A 17,941-nucleotide genomic window follows, 5' to 3' on the forward strand; every position below is an offset into this window, starting at 1 on the left:
TTCTATCGGGTCCCTAAATTGCGTGACATCAGGGCAACCTACAGGAACCCAATGTCCACTGCGAAAGCCGAGCGCTTACTCATCGCGGACGACGACCCGGATTTGCTCGATGCCTACGTGCTGTTCTTCGAGGCTTACGGTTACACCATCCAAACGGCTGTAGACGGTGTCAGCGTACTCGCAGCGTATTACGCGTGGCGTCCTGACGTGGTGATGCTCGATATCCAGATGCCCCGAATGGACGGTCACGCGGTGGCGAGAGAAATCCGGCGTATGAGCGTCATCCCCCGCCCGTTGCTGTTGGCGGTAACCGGACTGCGTGCGGCCGCCGAAAGGGTCGAATCGTTCAAGGCTGGTTTCGATCATCATTTTGTAAAACCGGCCCAACTGCCGGCCATTCTGGCTGCAATAGCGTCGCGCCCTACCATTTGAGACCGGACGTTTTACGGGAAATCGAAAGTAGCGTTGGGCGGCTGTTTCCGTGGGGCGCCTGACCGATCGCATGGCCGGCTCAAGCATTTCGCAAGCGCCATAGTCGGTCCGGGTGATGGTGGCTGCAAGTGAGAATGTTCCTGCGTGCAACCGTGCGAAAAATTTGGATAACTGACGGTACCTTGTACCGGTGATAGTGATTTATTGAAATAGAGCGGGAGAGCTGGAATGCCGAAGAAAACTATCTCCGGCACCGCGATGGCGCAGGGCCGTGTGACATACATGCTGGAACTGGTGAGGGGTAGTTCGCATATCGCCAGTACGCGCAAACCAGAGACGTTAAACCACGCCATCGCAGAGGTGCTCGAAGGGTTCCACCAGGTGCACGGCATGCCGGGATTGGGTGTTTTCCGGGAACTCCTCGCACAGGACGTCGAGCGACGGGGGCATCGGGGGGCCGCTTCCGCTGTACGCAGTTTTAGTCCGGGGGGAGTGGACGAAGCGGACATCCGCCTCCTGACCTTGACCGACTCTTGATGGCCGAATGTCGTCGGATGAGCGTGTGCGAACTTCGTCGTAAAGATTGCTCGAGTCGTTCATCTCACGTTAGGTGCCGAGTTGGATGGGTCCAGAGCCAACAGTCTTTGGCATTGGGTTGGGCCGTAGGCCGTCCCAATGTCGGGGGCGAGAAAGCGTAAACTGCTGGTCAGTAAGCTAGACACTACAGTCACGCGGACAATCGGATGTAGCCTACTTGCAGACGATGGACTGCGGACGTTCGGCTAGGGAACCGCGTCCCGATCCCGTCGGCGCTAACGTTGCACACGGGATCGGCCAGCAGCGGACTTCGCCCTGCCCGACCTGCCGAGTGTCGTGGAGGGAAGTTCGCCAAATTGGCACAAGTAATCTTGCGCGAATCTAGCAAAATGAAAGAATCCCCAGTGCATAGCGATGGCCGTCACCGTGGCGTTTGTACCGCGCGCCGCTTTCAGGGCGCGCCGCGCGCAATTGAGCCGGCGCATCCTCAAGTAGGCAAGCGGCGCGACACCATGAATCTGCAAGAAGGAGCGCTGAAGCGAGGCACGGCTGACTCCCAGCCCCTGACACAAAGTCATTACCGTCAACGGCTCTTCGGGACTGCTTTCAAGCAATGCTTGCGCGGCTTGGGTGATTCGATACGCACTACCCGACGGCATCTGAGAGGATCTGGCGGTCGAGTTGGAAAGGATGCGGAGCGTGCGCTCCAGCACGACCTTTTCCAGGTATTCGTGATTCAATGCCTCAAGCTGGCTTGAATCAGGCGAATGTCGAAGCGACATCAAGGTCTCGAGCATGTCGTTCAGATCACTGGAATCAATGCTATCGAACATCAGCGCTTGGCCCCCGTCTCCTGCCAAGTCGTAACCCAAGGTGTCTGCTGCTTGTAAAAAGCGATCCTGGCGGATCCGAAAATAGGCTATCTCGCTTGGCGGCAAAAGCACTTCGTACTCGTTGTTCGCCGGTAGGTAGGCGACAGTCCCTTGCGAAATCGCATCGAGGTCGCAGCGTGCCTGACCTGAGACCGAACGGACGAAGCACACCGAGCAATAATCGGGCGGGAAATGTAGCCGCTTCAGCACGGTGCGATTCTGTCGTTCAGCAGCCACGAGTGTGTCTTGAAAACCCAGTTGCTGAAACCGGCCGGCAAACGCGCCTCCATCCACCTGGTCGTACTCGGTTGGCATCCATCGACGCTGAACGCCTGCCGCGTCCTCTACATCGGTCGTCGCAAGGTCCAGCCATGAGAACCCGCCATCGATATCCGCCGCGTGCTCGTCCGACGCGCCTTGGGCAGCCACATTCACTGATCGGTCTGGCAGATCCATGCGTAAATTTCCATGCGTGACTAATTTCGGATAGCCGAGGGGCAAACAATCAAGTAATTTTCTCTTGCGTCACGAATTATAAGAAAAAGACAAAGTCTTCAAAAGGAGCATCACAGGCTCAAAAAAGTCCGAGGAAAAACAATTGGAGCTGGTACCTTCTCTGCCGCGCTGGTCGCGGCATTCTTTCGTGGCGACGCAAACGAGCGAGATGACTCGTGTCGACATCGCGTTGTTCAATGGCTTTGAGCTGCCAAAGATTGCAGCGCTTATCGAGATCTTCCAGAAGGCAAACGCGCTCATCGTATCGCAACGATCGGGTCGCGCACACTATGACGTTTCGCTGCTTTCGGCTGGGGGTGGCCGCATCGCAAGCTCGTCGTCGGTGTTTGTCTGGACGGAGAGCGTCGAGTCGCACCGAGGTACGAATGACAGGCACCTGCTGTTCATTGCAGGTGGCGCGGGCGTGCAGCAGGCGTGCTGCCGTAAGCACGGCACTACGCATCGTCGAAGAGGATATTGGGCCCGAGCTGGCGCGGCAAGTCGCAGAAACGATTGCGCCGCAACGCGAGACGACCTTCAACTCATCCATGACGCGCGGCGTGGCGCCTCGGGTGAGCGAGAAGATTATGGCGTCGGCGCGCTGGCTGGAGGCAAACGTCGATCGTCCCATCTCTATCGACGACGCCGCGCAGGTCGCAGCGATGAGCGAGCGCAACTTCCTGCGGCGCTTCAAGAGCGAAATCGGCATGACACCCTCCAACTATCTGCTTCGCGCGCGCCTGAACATAAGCTGTCGGATGCTCGTCGAATCACGTTTGCCGGTCGACAAAATCGCCCGGCGCTGCGGGATCGGCAGCGGCGGTCAGTTGTCCAGGCTGTTCAGAAAATATCTGGCGACGACACCCACCGACTACCGGATGCGCGAGGAGGCGCCTCCGAGCAGCATCCTGATGCGTGCGCAGCGCGGCTCGACAAAGAAGTCTGAGACGGAAGCCGAGCGGTAGTCACCGCGATTCCTGTCGACTCAGTCGCTGGCCATTGGAACAGCAGCGATGGCCGAGGACTCGCCGGATCAGCTTGTAGTGAATGTCTCCTATCCCGGCGTGGCCGACGTTCGAATGTCCGACCGACGGCGCTGACTAACGTCTGTTGCTGGCCGATGCTGTTGAAAAAGTCGCTATTCGTCTCTGTCGCGAGGTTTTCGGGGGTCTTCTTACCCTTGACGACTGTTCGCGAACGGTTTGCAGGCCGATCTGAGAGGTCGGTTTTCTTGCGAGCGAACTGAAAAAGCCACGCGGCGACTTTTTCAACAGTATCGGCCAGTCCCGACCTTTCGAAATGGCGATAGTCCCGGGACTGATGGTTCGTTTTTCGCCGGAGTGATTTCGGGCGCGATCATGAGTAAATTGCGATTGCAGACGGAACCGTGTGCCGGCGAAAGCGATTTATAAAAAAACAGAAAGAGAGGGCCTGAATGCTGAAGAAAAATATTACCGGCGCCGCGAAGGCGCAAGGCCGGGTGAGTTACATGCTGGAGCTGGCAAGGGGTAGTTCGCATATCGCCAGCACGCGGACGCCGCAGACGTTGAACCGTGCCATCACAGAAGTCCTGGACGGCTTTTGTCAGGTGCACGGCCTGCACGCACTGGACGTCTTCCTTGAACTTCTCGCCCTGGATGTCGGGCAACGCGGCAACCGAGATGCCGCACTGGCGGTAAGTTCGTTCGCGTCGGGAGTTGACGGGCGAAAAGAAGCCGGTCCCGTGCGGGACCGGCCGGGAAAAGCCCGGACCGTTCCGAGGGGGAAGATTCCGGCCGGCACCTGAGCGCGCGGTCCAGGTGCGTCGGCACGCGCTCGCGGCCGGCGTCCATACCCGGATCGGCAACCAAACGTTCCGCGCGACCGGGATCACCGCGTACCTGAAAAACGGCGGGACCTGGAGAACGCCGCCGTGATGGCGAACCATGCATCGACGCGTACCACGCAGCGGTATGACCGGCGGCATGACGACATCAGCCCGGACGAGGTGGAGCGGATCCACATCTAATGTCTAAAGACGAAAAATCTGGAAAGGAAAATTCAGGTTTGGCAGGCGCCTGCGAGACGCGCGGTTCGAATGTCGCTGATCGACCCTGAAGAGACCATGGCGGTTCTCCAAAACAGCCATTCGCGAGGGTAATGCTGGAGAGACCCGAGCATACCTTTTAAGTACGGCGGCGTAGCTTGCGCTGCTGTAGCGACACCATCCGTTCGATAATTTCTTCCGGCAGTTTGCGTTCCCGAGCGATCGCTACGCTGTCGCGACCTACCGAATCTGGAATCGACGGGTCCGCTCCGGCGTCGATCAATAGGGCCAACGTAGCAAGCCGCTGGAGCCTCGCCGCATAGAAAATGGGTGTCTCGCCATGCGCCCTGAGATTCAGTTCCGGTTTGGACTTCAACAGCGCACGACATACATCGTCGTCGTCGCGCCACACGGCCGCCCAAAGCGAATAGCTGGCGTTGGCGCCACGCTGCAAAAGAAACTCGACCAAAGGAAAGTTTTCTCCACGGGCGACCGCATACCATAGCGGCGTAGCTCGAAAATCCCCTTCGCCCTCACCCATTGGCACGGCCCGTTCGAGGTCCGCACCTGCTTCGAGCAACGTTGTGATGGTTCTTACGCCGTGCGGCTCGACCAGTTGTGGACTACTGCCAGGCTTGACCGCGCATGCCCGATGCAGGGCGGTGTGCCCCTGCGGGTCGCTCGCCGCGACGAGTTCGGGGGCTGCAACCAATAATGCGGCGACTGTCGGCCAGTCCCACATGCGGGATGCAGAGAATAGCGCTGTTCTGGAAGGTTTACCCATTTACGCCTCCTTGATCGCGACCGCTCCGATTCAAGCAGTGCCAATTGTCACAAAGTTTAGACTATTAGATTGTCGTCAATTCGGGGCAGGCAGTCCAATGACCGCTGATGGCCGGACTCTGCCTGATGCGATTGGCTCAGTTCGACCTTGAGGAGACATTCAGCTTCCTCAATAAGAGACGTTCGTGCGGAGCTATCAAGGGTTACGCCTCGTCGCAATCTTATATCCAGGGCAACATCGGTTGGAGCGACCACGCAACGGCACGTTGCGTGGTAACGGGCAACCTCCGCGGGGACTAGCCCTGTTTAAGCAATTCCAAGGGCAATGTAGTCTTCGAAGCAGGAAGGCCTGTTACGATCAAATCGGGCAGGCGGTATGGATCAACCCACTGCGCGCCCGATCAGGCAAAGTCGCGACACCCCTCCGTCCGGCAGAATATTGAAGCGCACATGGGTAACCGGCATGATCTGTTCAGGCGTGAACGAATGCACGCAGTCCATTTCCAGCTTCTGCTCGTCGAGCAACACGGGCCAGAACATCGATTGGGTGATGAGCGATTCGTCGGTGCCTGCCGTGACGAATGCGCCTTGCAGCGAGCAACGGTCCGCGAAATTGCCTTTGAAATGCGCAGTGTCGACATCGATCCTGCTGATTTCACCTGGCACCGCAAGTTCGACGATGCACCAGTCACAGCCCGGTTCGCGACGTCGGCGGGTTTCCCAGCCTTCGCCCATGTTGGCCGCGCGCGTGGGCAAAAGCAGATTTGACGCAAGGCCGTAATGTTGGTTGTTTGCCGCGACGATCCGCGCGCCATTCGTCGCTGACGCGAGATCGAGTTCGGCGTCAGGCGCGAGTTCGCGGCGCGGCCGGCCGAACACGCGCAATCGCGCGATACCGCCGTCCGGATAGATATTCAGGCGTACGTGGGTGTAAACCGCGCCCTCGGCCGCTTCGATTGCGCGAAAGTGATGCGCGTTGCCGCTCAGCGCCACCGCGGGCAGCACTTCGGTCCATTGCGCATCTGCGGGCGGAATGTCGTCATCCGAGCGGCATGCGTCTATCGATGCCGCCGGAGGAAAGTTGCCGGTGAAATGGCTCGTGTCGATATCGACGCCCATCAGATCACCCGCCGTGCCCAGCTTGACGATACAGAAATCGTGGCCGGTCACGCGCTTGCGACGCGATTCCCAGCCGTCCATCCATTTGCCGTTGTCATCGTATTTGCCGGGAATGAACACGGCCGGCTCCGGATCCAGCATGCGAGCCATCGGCGCGAAAAAATCATCACTGGTAAGCACAGCATGTGCGCCCAGACGCGGGTCCGCGAGGTTGATGCCCGTGCGCGTAAAGGCAGGCGCGTTCGGGTCGAAAGTGGGAATCGCCATGTGTGTGAGCGTCTGTCCGAGATTGTTGAAATGATGAACGCTCAGGCGTCCGGAACCCACGATTGCGTGCCTTGCAGATCGGATGAAAAGTCGTCGAGCACGGCGATGTCAACCGGTTTCGGCGTGTTGTCGCCTTGCCCCTGAATTTTGACGATGTCCTGTGGACACGCAGAAAACGCAACGAAGCAATCCATCTCAGCGCGCAGCGTGATGTACTCACCAGGCTTCGTCACGGTAGGCAACGTATGCAGCGTAATGCCGTCCGGTTGCACGCGGATATTCATGAAGATATTGAACGAAGCGAGGTTCTGGCGCGGCGGCGTCACGCCGAGTTCGAACATCCCTTCAAACATGTTGTCGCAACAGTTGCGGTGATAGCCGCGCACGCCGAGCAGTTCATAGCGTTTGCGATCGCAGGCCGCCATGAAGGTGTCATGGACGCCGGGCGTCGTGTCTTCCACGACGGTCAGCACCGCATTACGCTGGTTGGTCACAAAGCTGTCTCCAACCACCGGATTGAGCCGCTGGTTCCACACGCGCGTGGTCTCCATGCACATGTATTCGTTCAGGTCGTACGCGTTCCAGGCCCAGCAGTCCACGACTTGCGTACCATGGGTATTGATGACGCGCACGACCTGGCCCGCTTTCAGTCGGACTGCCTTGCCGTGGCCGGCGGGAATGGTTACTGTAGGGTGATCTGTATAGCTCATGAGCGTGAATTTTCCGGGGTAAAACGATAGAGAAATTGCTGGAGTCGCGGCGACGAGGGTGTATCGAGAACTTGTGCTGGCGGACCCTGCTCGACGATGCGTCCACCGTCCATAAAGATCACGCGATCCGCGACATCGCGCGCAAAGCCGATTTCGTGCGTGACGACGATCATCGTCGTATCGTTCGCGGCGAGTCCGCGCATCACGGCCAGGACTTCGCCGACCAGTTCGGGATCGAGCGCGCTGGTCGGTTCGTCGAACAGGATGACTTCCGGCGCCATCGCGAGCGTGCGGGCAATGCCGACACGCTGCTGCTGACCGCCCGACAGGTTCGCGGGCATCGACGTGTGCTTGCCGCCCAGGCCGACCTGGCGCAGCGCTTCGACCGCGAGATCAGTGGCGGCGAGACGGTTCATCCGTTTGACCGACAGCAGTCCTTCCATCACGTTTTCGAGCGCCGTCATATGCGGCCACAGATTGAAACTCTGAAACACCATGCCGATGCGGCTGCGCTGCGCGCGTATCTCGCGCTCAGGACGCGGGCTGGTCGCGCCGTTCGGGTTCTCGCGCAGGCCGATCCGCTGGTCGCCGATCCAGATGGCGCCTTCGTCGGGCGGTGAAAGCCAGTTCAGGCAGCGCAGCAGTGTCGATTTTCCAGAGCCCGAAGGACCCAATACGCAGACCGTTTCGCCGCGCGCTACGGTTAGGTCGACGCCATTGAGGATGCGGTTCGCGCCGAACGACTTGACGATACCGCTCGCCTTCAACGTTACGGGGGGCGTGCTGTCGGATAGGTTCATGCTGATCACCGGGGCCGGGCGACCCGATGGGCGCGACCGAGACGGCGCTCCCAATGACGGGTCGAAAAGTGGATGACGGATGTCGCGGCCCAGTAGACCATCGCGACGACGAAATAGACTTCGAGGGGCGCGTACGTGTCCGACACGACCGCCTTCGCGGCGAACATGAATTCGTGCACAGAGATCACCGATAGCAACGCGGAATCTTTGACGAGGCCGATCAGCAGACCCGTCAGCGTTGGCAGCAGCAACGGCAGCGCTTGCGGCGCGATGATGCGGCGCGCGATCGCAACCGGCGACATGCCGATCGCGACGCCTGCTTCGACGGTTCCAGCGGGCACGGCGGCAACAGCAGCCTGAATCACTTCTGCGACGTACGGGCCGTAATAGACCGCGAGCGTGAGCGTGCCGACCAGCGGCGCGGGCAGCAGCACGCCGAAATCCGGCAATACGAAGAACATGACATACAGCAGCACGAGCAGCGGCAAGCCGAGCGTCAATGCCGTGTAGCCGCGAATCACCGCGGCCAGCCACGGACCGCCACGTCGCTGGCCGACTGTCAGCAGCACGCCGAGCACGCCCGACATGACTGCGCCGGCCGCACACAACCAGACCGTGCTGCCGAGTCCTGCTGCAAGCTCCGGCCAGTAGCCGGACAGAACGCCGAGATCGAAGGTCATCGCGCAACTCCGGTCGCGACCTGCTCGACGCCTGGCACGCGCGGCGAACGCTGTGCGCGGCGCGCGGCATAGATGACCGGCAACGCGACCGCCAGATAGCCGGCGCTGACCAGCAGCATCACTTGCGTCGACGTGTAGGTTCGCGCGATCACCATCTGTCCCGCGTACGTTAGTTCGGTGACGGCGACGACCGATGCGAGCGGCGTGGTTTTCAACAGGATCGTGAATTCGTTGATGAGTGCGGGCAGACTGGCCTTCAGCATCTGTGGGAGCGCGATCCTCAATGCGATGCGCCACGGCGCCATACCGAGCGCAATCGCGGCTTCGTATTGACCAGGCGTGATCACCCGCAGATTGCCTCGCAGGATCTCAGCCGTGTAGGCGCCGCTATTCAGGCCGAGCGTGAGCGCGGCGGCCAGCATCGGACGGCCGCCCAGCCCGATCAGCGGCAACGCGAAGAACAGCACGAACAGTTGCACGAGGGCGGGTGTGCCACGCATGAAGCTGATATAGAGTCGCGCGGCCCAGCGCAACGGCGCAACGCGCGTAAGTTGCATCGCGAGCGCGAGATGACCGAACACGAGACTGCCGGTTGCGCCGAACAGCGTCAGTTCCACGGTCAGCAGCCAGCCGTCGATGAGTGTCGGCAGGCTGTGGATCACTTGCGGGTCAAAGCCCATCACGGCGGATTCCCGAAAATCAGAGTTGGTCGAGTTCTTCGACCGCCGACAGTTCGAGCGCGCCAGGCGCGTCGTTGCCGGGAATGCCGGTGCAGCAGGCCGACACAATGAACACCATGTCCGTCACCACCCGGCACGCGACGAAATCGCCGGCTCGCGTGACGTTGGGCAGCGGTTCGATACGGCCATCCTGATGCAATGCCACGTGCATGAAAAGGTTGATCGGGTCGGGCATTTTGGGCGGCTTCAGGCCCAGCGTTTGAATCACCGCGCCGACCGATTCGACGCAGCCGGTCTGTCCCGCGTGGCCCTGGTCCGCGAGATACGCGGTTGTCGATGCCGGGAGTAGCAGATCGTGTTTGCCGCTCGAATCCTTACCGAGCACCATCAGCGCGCGGCGGCGATTGCTGACGATCCGCATGCCTGCCTGCAGCACGTACGAATTGCTGAACACGCGTGTGTGATGAACCGACATGTACACGTCGTCGTTGATCCGGCTGAAGCCGAACATCGACGCGACCGCGCCCGGTTGTTTCGCCTCGATACGCAGGATCTGGCCTGCCTTGACGTCGATCGCGCGCGATTCGCCCGCAGGCACGGCGACGGTTTGCGGGGACAGCGGTGCGCGCGAAGGCGGTTCTTTGAGAAGCAGCATGTTGAGTCCGTTCAGGCGGCGACAGGCGTCGCGGGCAGGATGGAAATAGCGATGTCGGTAACCTTCAGGCCGTTGCCGGGAATGATGTCCTGAGGACACGACGACACTGCGCACACCAGATCTTCGAGCACGTCGAACGTAATGTAGTCGCCGGGCTTGCTGGTCGGATCGGTGACCTGCATCCGGCAATCCCGTGTGACCGGGCCGTTCTGAAACAGGTTGAACGGCTCCGGCACATCGAACGGCGACATCCCGTACAGCGCCAGACCCGCGTGCATGTTGTCGAGGCAGTTGCGATGCCCGGTCACGTTGAAATCGACCGTGAAACGCGTATCGTCACAGGCGGGCACGTTGGCATCGTGAATGCCGACGGTGTCTTCGACTACCCGCAACAAGGGGCGTCCCAGCGATGAATACAGCGCGTCGCCGACGTTGAAAAACAGCGTCCGAAGCTGGCGGCGCGTATGCGTCGGCGACAGCTTCTCGCCATGGTTCGACTTGACCACCGCGACAAAGTCGGCGGCCTGCTGCCCCTCGACGTCCATGATGGTCAACCGTTGGCCCGCCTTCACTTCGAAGGTACGTCCGTGTCCTGCCTTGACGGTGAGAGTCTGTACTGGTTCTGTCATATGATTCGGTCTGCTCGATTTACTGCGCGGGGATGAAATCGGACGTCGGCGTATCGAAGGTCACGCCCAGGTTGGCCTTTTGCAGGCGCGCGAGTTCGCCGGACTTTTTCATTGCGAGGATCTGATCGCCGATCGCCTTGTTCAGACGCGTATCGTCCGGGCGGGTCGCCCAGGCAATCCATTGCGACGGGCCCAGCTCACCGGTCGATTTCAGCTTGCCCGGATTCTGTTTGATGACGCCCGCGAGCACGGTCATATCGTCGAACACGAAATCGGCGCGACGCGTCATCAGCGCAGCCACTGTCTGATCGACGCTATCCACGCTGATCAGCTGGATTGGTGCAAGACCTTTGGCCTTCAGCGTCTCGTTGAACTGCTTGAGAATCTGTTCGGGCGCGCTCGCGCTCTTGACCGCAGCCGTCAGGCCAGCGAGAGACTCAATGGTGGCTGGCTGCGGAATCTTCCTGAAATCGGCGCGCACCAGAGCGCCGTTTACGGTCTTGCTGGTCGGCACTACGTACGCGAGACGCTTTGCGCGTTCGGAAGTTACGTTCAGCGCGGAACCTTCGACATCGAACGAATGCGCGAGCAGGCCCGGGATGATCCCGCTGAATGCCATGCGCTGATATTCGATCTTTACGCCCAGATGCTTAGCGACCGCAGCCATGACGGCCGGATCGAAGCCGACGATGTTGTTGCTGGCGTCGGTGTATTCGTACGGCGCAAAGGTCGGATCGATCGCGACGGTCATCGTGCCGCGACTCTTGATGTCGTCGAGCGTATCGGCGTTCGCGGCTACCGAGTGGATCAATGCGCCGAACGGAAACAACGTGGCGAGGACAATGCTGGAGAGGCGGCGTTTTGACATCAGGGAACTCCCGTTGAGAGGTGCACGAAACCACCGGAACGCATGATCCATGCCAACCGTCGATGCGAGAAACATAGGTTTCACGAATCTAAGCTCAAAAACACATGTTTCTATGGTGATTCACAAGAAACACGCATTTCACATTCCACAGTCCGATTTATAATGACGTCATCGCGGGATGACAACTGACTGCACCTGCTGCGTGCAAGAGAACGGCAATGCACGTTCGCGGTGCCGACGTTGCACCACGGCGGGCGCTCCACTTACTCACAAGCATCGAAATGTCAAAAGCTCAAACGAAACAGGAAAAGCGCGCACCGCAGTCGATCGAAAGTCGCATCGCCGAATGCTATGACGAACTGTCCGAGATCGATCAACGGTTGGCCGATGTCATTCTGAGTGCGCCGGGGCAACTGGCGATGCAAACCGCCACGGAACTAGCGGCGACCGCGCAGGTGTCGAAAGCGACCACGACGCGTTTTTTTCAGAAGCTCGGATATACGTCTTATGACGACGCGCGTGCGATTGCACGCGCGGCGCAGGTCGGCGGTTCGCCGTTGTATCTACAGGATAGGGGCCGCAAGAGCGCGAGTACGAAACTCGACGACGTGATTCAGGCGCATTTGCAGCACGAGGTCGAGAATCTGGCGAGCACGTATCGGTCGCTCGATACGCGCGTGCTGAGCGAGGTGGTCGAAGCAGTTGCGTACGCGCGGCGCGTGGTGATCATTGGGTATCGGCATAGTCATACGGTGGCCACAATGATCAGGCGCGAACTGATTCAGGTGCGCTCCGACGTGGTGTTGTTGCCTGCGCCGGGCGACACCATGGGCGAATATCTCGGCGACCTCGCCGCGAAGGATGTCGCAATCATCGTCGGTTTGCGGCGCCGTGTGCCGGCGGTCGGTCTTGCCGCAGTTGCACTCGCCGAGGCCGGCGTACCGATTGTGTATATGTCGGACGTCATTGCGGGGAAGCCGGCGCGATTGGCGCGCTGGGTGATCCGTTGCCACACGGATGGCCTGATGCTGTTCGACAGCAACGTCGGCATGACGGCGGTGGTCAATCTGATCTGCTCACTGGTTGCCGAACGCCTGCTCGAACGGGGCAGCAGCCATTTACAGCGGGTCGAAATATTGCACGAGAGTTTGCGCGAGTTCGAGTGAAAACGTAGAGATTTTTCTAAAGAGCCTGACGCACCTGGTAGGCAGAGGTGATGCTCGAGCAATGTTGGAGGGATGAACACCGATTGTTGACGATTTTCGTAGCTTGTCGAACGTCTCAAGCTGGCCGAACCCGGAAGTACGCGGTCAGGCTAAGCAGCAGTGGCCGCGGCCGAATGCCAAACTTCCGTACCCGACCCTGAGCCGTCATTCGGGTCACCTTGTCGGCAACGACCGCTTTCCAATTCCGAACGGACATCCGCCCCCATCACGTCTGCCGTACGGGCGCTCGCAGCCGGCGGGTCGCTACCGGCCATCATGCCCTCGCTCAGAAGCACCAACTGAATCTCGATCAGATCACCAGCACGCGTTCAGCGATGCGCGTGGCCGCTGTGACTTTGTCGTGACGCGCCGCTATTTGAACTTGACGAGATCCTTGAAGATCAGTTCAGCCCAGGTATTCCCCTTGGCCTGGACGAGCAAGCCGCCATCTTTGAGCGGTCCTAGCGCAATCGGCGCGAAACCGAGTTGTTCGGCCAGAACCGCGACCGGTGCCATCGCATTTTTGTCATCGCTCGACAAAAACACGACGCGGCTGCCGCCATTCACGCTCGGATCAGCGGCCAGAACGGCAGCGGGCAGATGGTTAAAGCCCTTTACGAACCTGGCGCCGGCAAACGCTTTGGCGACAACTACGGACGACGGTTGCCCCTCCAGGTCTTCAACGGGAACACCAAAAGCATTTGTCGTGTCGATGATCGTCTTGCCCTGCCAGGTTGTGATCTGCTTCGCGACTTCGCGATGTTCCCAAAACGGAACCGCCAGGAAGATCGTGTCGGACGCGATTGCATCCTGCAACGTCCTGGGGACAACGGTGGGGCCGATCGCTCGTGCCTGCTGCATCAACGTCTCGGGAGGGCGCCGGCTGGCGACGGTCACATCGATGTTCTTTCTTGCAAACGCTTGGGCGAGTGCCTGGCCTACCGCGCCAAAGCCAATAATCGAATAGCTCATGCGAACTCTCCATTCAGTATTTGTAAGGAATCCATATTTATCGATACAGATCGGATCATTTTCGTCGAGTTGACAGGTCCTTCTACACGCTTTTCGGCGCGATTTCAGATGGCCGAGAAGCCGCCGTCGACAGACAACTCCACCCCATTCACGAAGCTCGAATCGTCTGAAGCAAGAAACAGCGCGACCGTCGCAATTTCCTCAGGACGACCCATCTTTCCCCGCGGTATCAGGGATTCGAACATCCGCTTCGCCTCCTCGGTAAGAACCTGGTCCTGCATCGGTGTGGCGATCGGCCCCGGGCTCAGCACGTTCACCCGGATATTCCTGCCCCTCAGTTCGTTAAGCCAGGTGCGTGCGAATGAGCGCAACGCCGCCTTGCTCGCCGAATACACGCCATAACCAGGAAAACCTTTCACCGAAGCAACTGACCCGGTCATGAAGATCGATCCACCATCGTTGAACAGCGGCAACGCCTTCTGAACCGCAAACAGCGTTCCGCGCGTATTCAGACTGAAGGTCGCATCGAAGTGCTGCTCGGTAATCTCGCCCAGAGGGACGGCTTCGCCCGTGCCTGCGCTCGCGAACAGGATGTCGATCTTGCCCTTTTCCCGCTTGACTGTATCGAACAGGCGGTCGAGGTCGCCTAGATTGGCCGCGTCGCCGCGCACCCCCGTCACGTTCCGGCCAATCAGCTTGACGGCCTCGTCGAGCGCCTCCTGCCTCCGGCCCGTGATGAAAACATAGGCGCCTTCTTCAACGAACCGCTTGGCGCTCGCCAGTGCCATGCCGCTCGATCCACCCGTGATGACTGCAACCTTACCCTCAAGCTTTCCCATGACTTCTCCTTTCGTGGTGTCGGACTGCGTCCCTGTTCCAATTTGCACACATGTGCGGTATCTTGTGGATCACTGATCCAGATACGAATTCATTATATACGGATCACCGATCCGTTTGTCAAGGAAAACCCGTGCGAGCCGACGCCAGAAAAAATTACAGCCATCTACTTGCGGTCGCGCGCGACGTCGTCACAGAGCATGGTGCCGACGCGTCCATGCGAGATATCGCCCGCCGGGCCAACGTCGGGTTGGCCACGCTGTTTCGCCATTTCCCGACACGAGAAGCCTTGTTCGAAGCGTTGCTGCGCATGAACGTGGACGAACTGATACAGCAGGCAGCCGAACTCGAAACGTCGAATCCACCTGACGAAGCGCTGGTGTCCTGGTTTCGCGAAGGGCTTGCATTCGTTCATACCTATAACGGTATTTGCGCCTTGTTTGCGACCGCGCACGCGGACCCGGACTCCGCGCTTCACGCTTCGAGCACAGCGCTGCGTTCAGCGGGCGCGCGACTACTGCTCCGCGCTCAAGCCGAGGGAACGGCGCGCGCCGATATGGATGGGGTCGACCTGTTCGCCCTGATGTCGGCGCTCGGCTGGCTCGCCGGCCAGCCCGCATTCGCGTCACGGGGGGATCATCTCTTTCATGTTATTACGAGCGCCATCCTGACAAATCGGCCTGGCAACGATATCAAGAAGGCAACGTAACAGCGTGCAACGCATTGTTGTCTGCACTGCGCCGGATGGCGTCCGCTATGACCGGCGCCGGCGATCCTATGCACAAAAGTCTTGGCAAAGGTGACGAATGCAGTTGATCGTGTCGGGAGTTTTGAGCGGCTGTTGACGAAGGCGATGAGACGTTGGAGCGGCTGATCTGTCTCACTACCCAGCGACCGCGCATGGCCGATCAGGGATCGGCACAACCCTACGGTGAAATAGGCTCGCTATGTTGCTTCGTCGCCGTCGTCCACACGCAACCGCTCATATTGCATGCGATGGCATGCAATATGAGCGGCCGATGTGAGTCGCCAGTAGCCCAGAGCCTCCTGTCACGACCGGCTACTTTCCGGTTTAACGGATAACCCGCTTGACGATCTGCTTCGCGAACGCATCTGTCAGGGGCTCCCGCGAAAACCAGCGGCGATAAAAAAGCGAGCCCGTAAGCGCCGCGATCAGCATGGCAGCATCCGTGTTCTTCGGCAGTTCTCCCTTGCGCACCGCCCGCTGGATGACGACCTCAAAAGGCATCGAATAACCCCGTTGAAGTTTGCTGTACATATCGGCGATGTCGGGGTCCCGCTCGGCGGCATCAATGATCGAAGGCAGCACTGAGGTCCATTTGGCTGACCGCAGCAGCTTCGCGAGACTTGTCATCAGCGCCGTGACGTCGCTCTCGAAGTCTCCGGTGTCTGGTACGTCTTGAGGCGTGCTGAGCGTCGAGCAGGCATCTCGCAGCAGGTCAGCCCGGGTTGGCCAGTGCCGATAGATCGTGGTCTTCGCGACGCCCGAGCGACGCGAGATTTCATCGACGCTCGCGCCACTAAGGCCACGTTCGAAGAGTAATTCTGCCGTGACGCCAAGCACGGTCGCCCGCGAGCGGCGGACCCTTTCGTCGAGCGCCTCGACGTCAGGCTCAGCAACAGCCGGCGCACCTGGTTCGGTGACTGTGGTTTTCTTTCGCATGAGCAGAAATAAGGTAGACAAGATACGATACGCTACTGTAGCGTATCGTACGTTCATGGGCAATCACACCCTTGTTCAATTTTCCCACTTCACGCAAAAGGTGGTTGTTATGAAATTCGCTTCCACGCGGCTCATTGCCCGCGACATCAAAACCCTCGTCAGCTTTTACGAGAAGGTGACGGGCCAACAGGCGGAATGGCTGGCGCCCGTATTCGCAGAAATCGTCACTCCGGCGGCAACGCTTGCGATCGGCGCCGCCGAGACCGTGGCGTTATTCAAGGAAGGAAGCGCTGAGCCCGCCTCCAATCGCACCGCTATCGTGGAGTTCCAGGTCGAAGACGTAGATGCCGAGTTCGCAAGGCTGAAAGATGAAGTGCCCGTGGTGCACGAGCCGAAGATGATGCCTTGGGGCAATCGCGCGGCTCAGTTCCGCGACCCCGAAGGGACGCTCGTGGGCATGTACACGCCCGTGACCGACGCCGCGAAGCAGCGGTTCGGCGCCCGCTGAGCGAATGTGAAAGGGAATTGGCGTCCGCCTCCGGCCTGCCCTCGTTACCTTATCGTGCCCCCCGCCGCGAGGCTGCGGTGGCCGCTTCTGAGTCAGGAGCCACACCGCGATCGCTACTGCGGCGCCAGCGATCCGAACCAGCAGGATACGGTAACGCCCCCAACCATCAGATAGTCACCGCCAGTAATGAAGGCAATTTTTCCTGCGATGCTTTCTGACATGACGGTCCTTCCCCGTGCCAACTGGCATGTTGTATAGATGGGAGTTATTTACCGACGCGCGCCTGCAGATGTGCGGGTGCTGTCCGACTGGTGCCCGTCGTTCTCTGGTTTTCATCTGTACTATCCCAGCCGCCACCAGCCGACTCCTGCGTTCGTCGTCGTTGCTAATGCGCTGCGTCATCCGACGCATTCTGCACATCGGTGACTTCAAGCTTCATTCAGATTATCAGCGATTGAGGATGGGCAATTGAAAGGCTGCTTTGGACCGCTCACAGCCTGACTGCGATCGACGGCAGCGGACCCATAGCTGGGCGCTCGAAACGCCCAGCAGACCGCCGAATACGGACGCTCAACGTTTGACATGAGACGCGGCCAGCCTCGCGCGTCCGCTCGATGGAAGGGTTAGGCCTCGGGCTGGTGGCAAACCACTTCGATGTTGTGCCCGTCCGGCGCAATGACAAAAGCTGCATAGTAGTTCGCGTGGTAGTGCGGGCGCAGACCAGGCGCACCATTGTCTTTGCCGCCCGCCTCCAGAGCCGCGCGATAGAAAGCGTCGACTTGCTGGCGATTCCCGGCCGTAAACGCCAGGTGCAGATGCGCCGGCTTCTCCTCGGTCTGGTACAGGCACAATGACGCCTTGCCCTGTGGGCTAAGCTCGACACCGTACGTCGGCGACCCCTCCGAGACAACAGCTACGCCAAGCGGTTCGAGTGCCTTGAGGAAAAACGCTTTGCTCGCTGCATAGTCGCTGACTCCGAATTTGACGTGGTCAAACATGAGTTCTCCTGAGGTGTATGGACCTGTGCAAGTCCTAACGTGATTTAGAGATCACCGCGATGTTGCCACACGTAGCCACAAGTAGCCACCGGTGGCAGTCGGGCTATGGCATCCGCACGATGCAGTTCGGTCTGGCGAAGACAGGGTCGCCAAGCGGTCGATGCACTAGACGAGCCGGCCGCAA

The 17,941-nt window shown here is 59.7% G+C and carries 20 protein-coding genes and 2 pseudogenes; 8 read left to right on the forward strand and 14 right to left on the reverse strand.

What is annotated here, in order from left to right; all coding sequences use genetic code 11:
• The first annotated feature begins 51 nt into the window (after positions 1-51).
• Positions 52-432 carry a response regulator gene (locus PQR40_RS03580; RefSeq protein ID WP_408334571.1) on the forward strand — a complete coding sequence of 127 codons (381 nt, stop codon included), beginning with the start codon at positions 52-54 and terminating at the stop codon, positions 430-432.
• 228 nt (positions 433-660) lie between these two features.
• A complete protein-coding gene (locus tag PQR40_RS03585; protein WP_408334574.1) occupies positions 661-969 on the forward strand; it encodes a hypothetical protein in 309 nt (102 codons plus the stop codon).
• A 275-nt stretch (positions 970-1,244) separates the two neighbouring features.
• Here the strand turns inward: PQR40_RS03585 and PQR40_RS03590 are convergent, their stop codons facing one another.
• Positions 1,245-2,297 carry a helix-turn-helix domain-containing protein gene (locus PQR40_RS03590; protein WP_408388297.1) on the reverse strand — a complete coding sequence of 351 codons (1,053 nt, stop codon included), beginning with the start codon at positions 2,295-2,297 and terminating at the stop codon, positions 1,245-1,247.
• 142 nt (positions 2,298-2,439) lie between these two features.
• Here PQR40_RS03590 and PQR40_RS03595 point away from each other — a divergent pair.
• Together PQR40_RS03595 and PQR40_RS03600 are read left to right on the forward strand one after the other, a co-directional pair.
• Positions 2,440-3,301: pseudogene (locus PQR40_RS03595) on the forward strand (helix-turn-helix domain-containing protein).
• A gap of 470 nt (positions 3,302-3,771) precedes the next feature.
• Complete coding sequence (locus PQR40_RS03600; protein ID WP_408242413.1) at positions 3,772-4,122, forward strand: hypothetical protein; 351 nt, start codon at positions 3,772-3,774, stop codon at positions 4,120-4,122.
• 379 nt (positions 4,123-4,501) lie between these two features.
• Here PQR40_RS03600 and PQR40_RS03610 read toward each other — a convergent pair whose 3' ends face one another.
• From PQR40_RS03610 to PQR40_RS03650, 9 genes are all read right to left on the reverse strand, one after another.
• Positions 4,502-5,146, reverse strand: a complete 645-nt coding sequence (locus PQR40_RS03610) for an ankyrin repeat domain-containing protein (RefSeq protein WP_408508425.1) — start codon at positions 5,144-5,146, stop codon at positions 4,502-4,504.
• Between the two features lie 380 nt (positions 5,147-5,526).
• On the reverse strand, positions 5,527-6,531 hold the full coding sequence (gene alc / locus PQR40_RS03615) for an allantoicase (protein ID WP_408241544.1): 1,005 nt from the start codon (positions 6,529-6,531) through the stop codon (positions 5,527-5,529).
• 41 nt (positions 6,532-6,572) lie between these two features.
• The gene (locus tag PQR40_RS03620) at positions 6,573-7,241 is read right to left on the reverse strand and encodes a DUF1989 domain-containing protein (protein ID WP_408241456.1); all 669 of its coding nucleotides are present in this window, start codon (positions 7,239-7,241) and stop codon (positions 6,573-6,575) included.
• Positions 7,238-8,041, reverse strand: a complete 804-nt coding sequence (locus PQR40_RS03625; protein WP_408241459.1) for an amino acid ABC transporter ATP-binding protein — start codon at positions 8,039-8,041, stop codon at positions 7,238-7,240. Before PQR40_RS03625 ends, PQR40_RS03620 begins: the two co-directional genes overlap by 4 nt.
• A gap of 5 nt (positions 8,042-8,046) precedes the next feature.
• Positions 8,047-8,721, reverse strand: a complete 675-nt coding sequence (locus PQR40_RS03630; protein WP_408241462.1) for an amino acid ABC transporter permease — start codon at positions 8,719-8,721, stop codon at positions 8,047-8,049.
• Positions 8,718-9,401: an amino acid ABC transporter permease gene (locus PQR40_RS03635; protein WP_408196685.1), complete on the reverse strand. Its 684-nt coding sequence runs from the start codon at positions 9,399-9,401 to the stop codon at positions 8,718-8,720. Before PQR40_RS03635 ends, PQR40_RS03630 begins: the two co-directional genes overlap by 4 nt.
• Positions 9,402-9,420: 19 nt before the next feature.
• Positions 9,421-10,056 carry an urea carboxylase-associated family protein gene (locus PQR40_RS03640; protein ID WP_408196445.1) on the reverse strand — a complete coding sequence of 212 codons (636 nt, stop codon included), beginning with the start codon at positions 10,054-10,056 and terminating at the stop codon, positions 9,421-9,423.
• A gap of 11 nt (positions 10,057-10,067) precedes the next feature.
• A complete protein-coding gene (locus PQR40_RS03645; RefSeq protein ID WP_408241465.1) occupies positions 10,068-10,685 on the reverse strand; it encodes a DUF1989 domain-containing protein in 618 nt (205 codons plus the stop codon).
• A gap of 19 nt (positions 10,686-10,704) precedes the next feature.
• A complete protein-coding gene (locus PQR40_RS03650) occupies positions 10,705-11,553 on the reverse strand; it encodes a transporter substrate-binding domain-containing protein (RefSeq protein WP_408508426.1) in 849 nt (282 codons plus the stop codon).
• Positions 11,554-11,834: 281 nt separating this feature from the next.
• Between PQR40_RS03650 and PQR40_RS03655 the strand changes: the two genes are divergently transcribed.
• Positions 11,835-12,719 (forward strand): MurR/RpiR family transcriptional regulator, encoded by an 885-nt coding sequence (locus PQR40_RS03655; protein WP_408241471.1) that lies wholly within the window; start codon positions 11,835-11,837, stop codon positions 12,717-12,719.
• A gap of 411 nt (positions 12,720-13,130) precedes the next feature.
• Here PQR40_RS03655 and PQR40_RS03660 read toward each other — a convergent pair whose 3' ends face one another.
• Positions 13,131-13,730, reverse strand: coding sequence for an NADPH-dependent F420 reductase (locus PQR40_RS03660; RefSeq protein ID WP_408337748.1), 600 nt, complete (start codon positions 13,728-13,730; stop codon positions 13,131-13,133).
• A 104-nt stretch (positions 13,731-13,834) separates the two neighbouring features.
• On the reverse strand, positions 13,835-14,569 hold the full coding sequence (locus tag PQR40_RS03665; RefSeq protein ID WP_408508427.1) for an SDR family NAD(P)-dependent oxidoreductase: 735 nt from the start codon (positions 14,567-14,569) through the stop codon (positions 13,835-13,837).
• A gap of 131 nt (positions 14,570-14,700) precedes the next feature.
• Between PQR40_RS03665 and PQR40_RS03670 the strand changes: the two genes are divergently transcribed.
• Positions 14,701-15,276: a TetR/AcrR family transcriptional regulator gene (locus tag PQR40_RS03670; protein WP_408388305.1), complete on the forward strand. Its 576-nt coding sequence runs from the start codon at positions 14,701-14,703 to the stop codon at positions 15,274-15,276.
• 363 nt (positions 15,277-15,639) lie between these two features.
• On the opposite strand, the gene PQR40_RS03675 is transcribed toward PQR40_RS03670, so the two are convergent.
• Entirely contained in the window at positions 15,640-16,251 is a 612-nt protein-coding gene (locus PQR40_RS03675) for a TetR/AcrR family transcriptional regulator (RefSeq protein ID WP_408241483.1), read from the reverse strand.
• A gap of 109 nt (positions 16,252-16,360) precedes the next feature.
• On the opposite strand from PQR40_RS03675, the gene PQR40_RS03680 reads away from it, so the two are divergent.
• Both PQR40_RS03680 and PQR40_RS03685 read left to right on the forward strand, forming a co-directional pair.
• On the forward strand, positions 16,361-16,759 hold the full coding sequence (locus PQR40_RS03680) for a VOC family protein (RefSeq protein ID WP_408241486.1): 399 nt from the start codon (positions 16,361-16,363) through the stop codon (positions 16,757-16,759).
• A gap of 291 nt (positions 16,760-17,050) precedes the next feature.
• Positions 17,051-17,185 (forward strand): annotated as a pseudogene (locus tag PQR40_RS03685) (LysR substrate-binding domain-containing protein); the annotation flags it as partial.
• Positions 17,186-17,382: 197 nt separating this feature from the next.
• Here the strand turns inward: PQR40_RS03685 and PQR40_RS03690 are convergent.
• The gene (locus PQR40_RS03690; RefSeq protein WP_408337756.1) at positions 17,383-17,757 is read right to left on the reverse strand and encodes a VOC family protein; all 375 of its coding nucleotides are present in this window, start codon (positions 17,755-17,757) and stop codon (positions 17,383-17,385) included.
• Positions 17,758-17,941: the final 184 nt, after the last annotated feature.

The sequence above is a fragment of the Paraburkholderia sediminicola genome, assembly GCF_046026855.1.
Taxonomy (GTDB): domain Bacteria; phylum Pseudomonadota; class Gammaproteobacteria; order Burkholderiales; family Burkholderiaceae; genus Paraburkholderia; species Paraburkholderia sediminicola_A.

Excerpts from the sequence above, each read along its gene's own strand:
- PQR40_RS03655 (WP_408241471.1), top strand. The coding sequence starts at position 11,835 with ATGTCAAAAGCTCAAACGAAACAGGAAAAGCGCGCACCGCAGTCGATC.
- PQR40_RS03590 (WP_408388297.1), bottom strand. The coding sequence starts at position 2,297 with ATGGATCTGCCAGACCGATCAGTGAATGTGGCTGCCCAAGGCGCGTCG.
- PQR40_RS03640 (WP_408196445.1), bottom strand. The coding sequence starts at position 10,056 with ATGCTGCTTCTCAAAGAACCGCCTTCGCGCGCACCGCTGTCCCCGCAA.
- PQR40_RS03635 (WP_408196685.1), bottom strand. The coding sequence starts at position 9,401 with ATGGGCTTTGACCCGCAAGTGATCCACAGCCTGCCGACACTCATCGAC.
- PQR40_RS03630 (WP_408241462.1), bottom strand. The coding sequence starts at position 8,721 with ATGACCTTCGATCTCGGCGTTCTGTCCGGCTACTGGCCGGAGCTTGCA.
- PQR40_RS03650 (WP_408508426.1), bottom strand. The coding sequence starts at position 11,553 with ATGTCAAAACGCCGCCTCTCCAGCATTGTCCTCGCCACGTTGTTTCCG.
- PQR40_RS03625 (WP_408241459.1), bottom strand. The coding sequence starts at position 8,041 with ATGAACCTATCCGACAGCACGCCCCCCGTAACGTTGAAGGCGAGCGGT.
- PQR40_RS03580 (WP_408334571.1), top strand. The coding sequence starts at position 52 with ATGTCCACTGCGAAAGCCGAGCGCTTACTCATCGCGGACGACGACCCG.
- PQR40_RS03620 (WP_408241456.1), bottom strand. The coding sequence starts at position 7,241 with ATGAGCTATACAGATCACCCTACAGTAACCATTCCCGCCGGCCACGGC.
- PQR40_RS03665 (WP_408508427.1), bottom strand. The coding sequence starts at position 14,569 with ATGGGAAAGCTTGAGGGTAAGGTTGCAGTCATCACGGGTGGATCGAGC.
- PQR40_RS03675 (WP_408241483.1), bottom strand. The coding sequence starts at position 16,251 with ATGCGAAAGAAAACCACAGTCACCGAACCAGGTGCGCCGGCTGTTGCT.
- PQR40_RS03600 (WP_408242413.1), top strand. The coding sequence starts at position 3,772 with ATGCTGAAGAAAAATATTACCGGCGCCGCGAAGGCGCAAGGCCGGGTG.
- PQR40_RS03690 (WP_408337756.1), bottom strand. The coding sequence starts at position 17,757 with ATGTTTGACCACGTCAAATTCGGAGTCAGCGACTATGCAGCGAGCAAA.
- alc (WP_408241544.1), bottom strand. The coding sequence starts at position 6,531 with ATGGCGATTCCCACTTTCGACCCGAACGCGCCTGCCTTTACGCGCACG.
- PQR40_RS03680 (WP_408241486.1), top strand. The coding sequence starts at position 16,361 with ATGAAATTCGCTTCCACGCGGCTCATTGCCCGCGACATCAAAACCCTC.
- PQR40_RS03610 (WP_408508425.1), bottom strand. The coding sequence starts at position 5,146 with ATGGGTAAACCTTCCAGAACAGCGCTATTCTCTGCATCCCGCATGTGG.
- PQR40_RS03660 (WP_408337748.1), bottom strand. The coding sequence starts at position 13,730 with ATGAGCTATTCGATTATTGGCTTTGGCGCGGTAGGCCAGGCACTCGCC.
- PQR40_RS03645 (WP_408241465.1), bottom strand. The coding sequence starts at position 10,685 with ATGACAGAACCAGTACAGACTCTCACCGTCAAGGCAGGACACGGACGT.
- PQR40_RS03585 (WP_408334574.1), top strand. The coding sequence starts at position 661 with ATGCCGAAGAAAACTATCTCCGGCACCGCGATGGCGCAGGGCCGTGTG.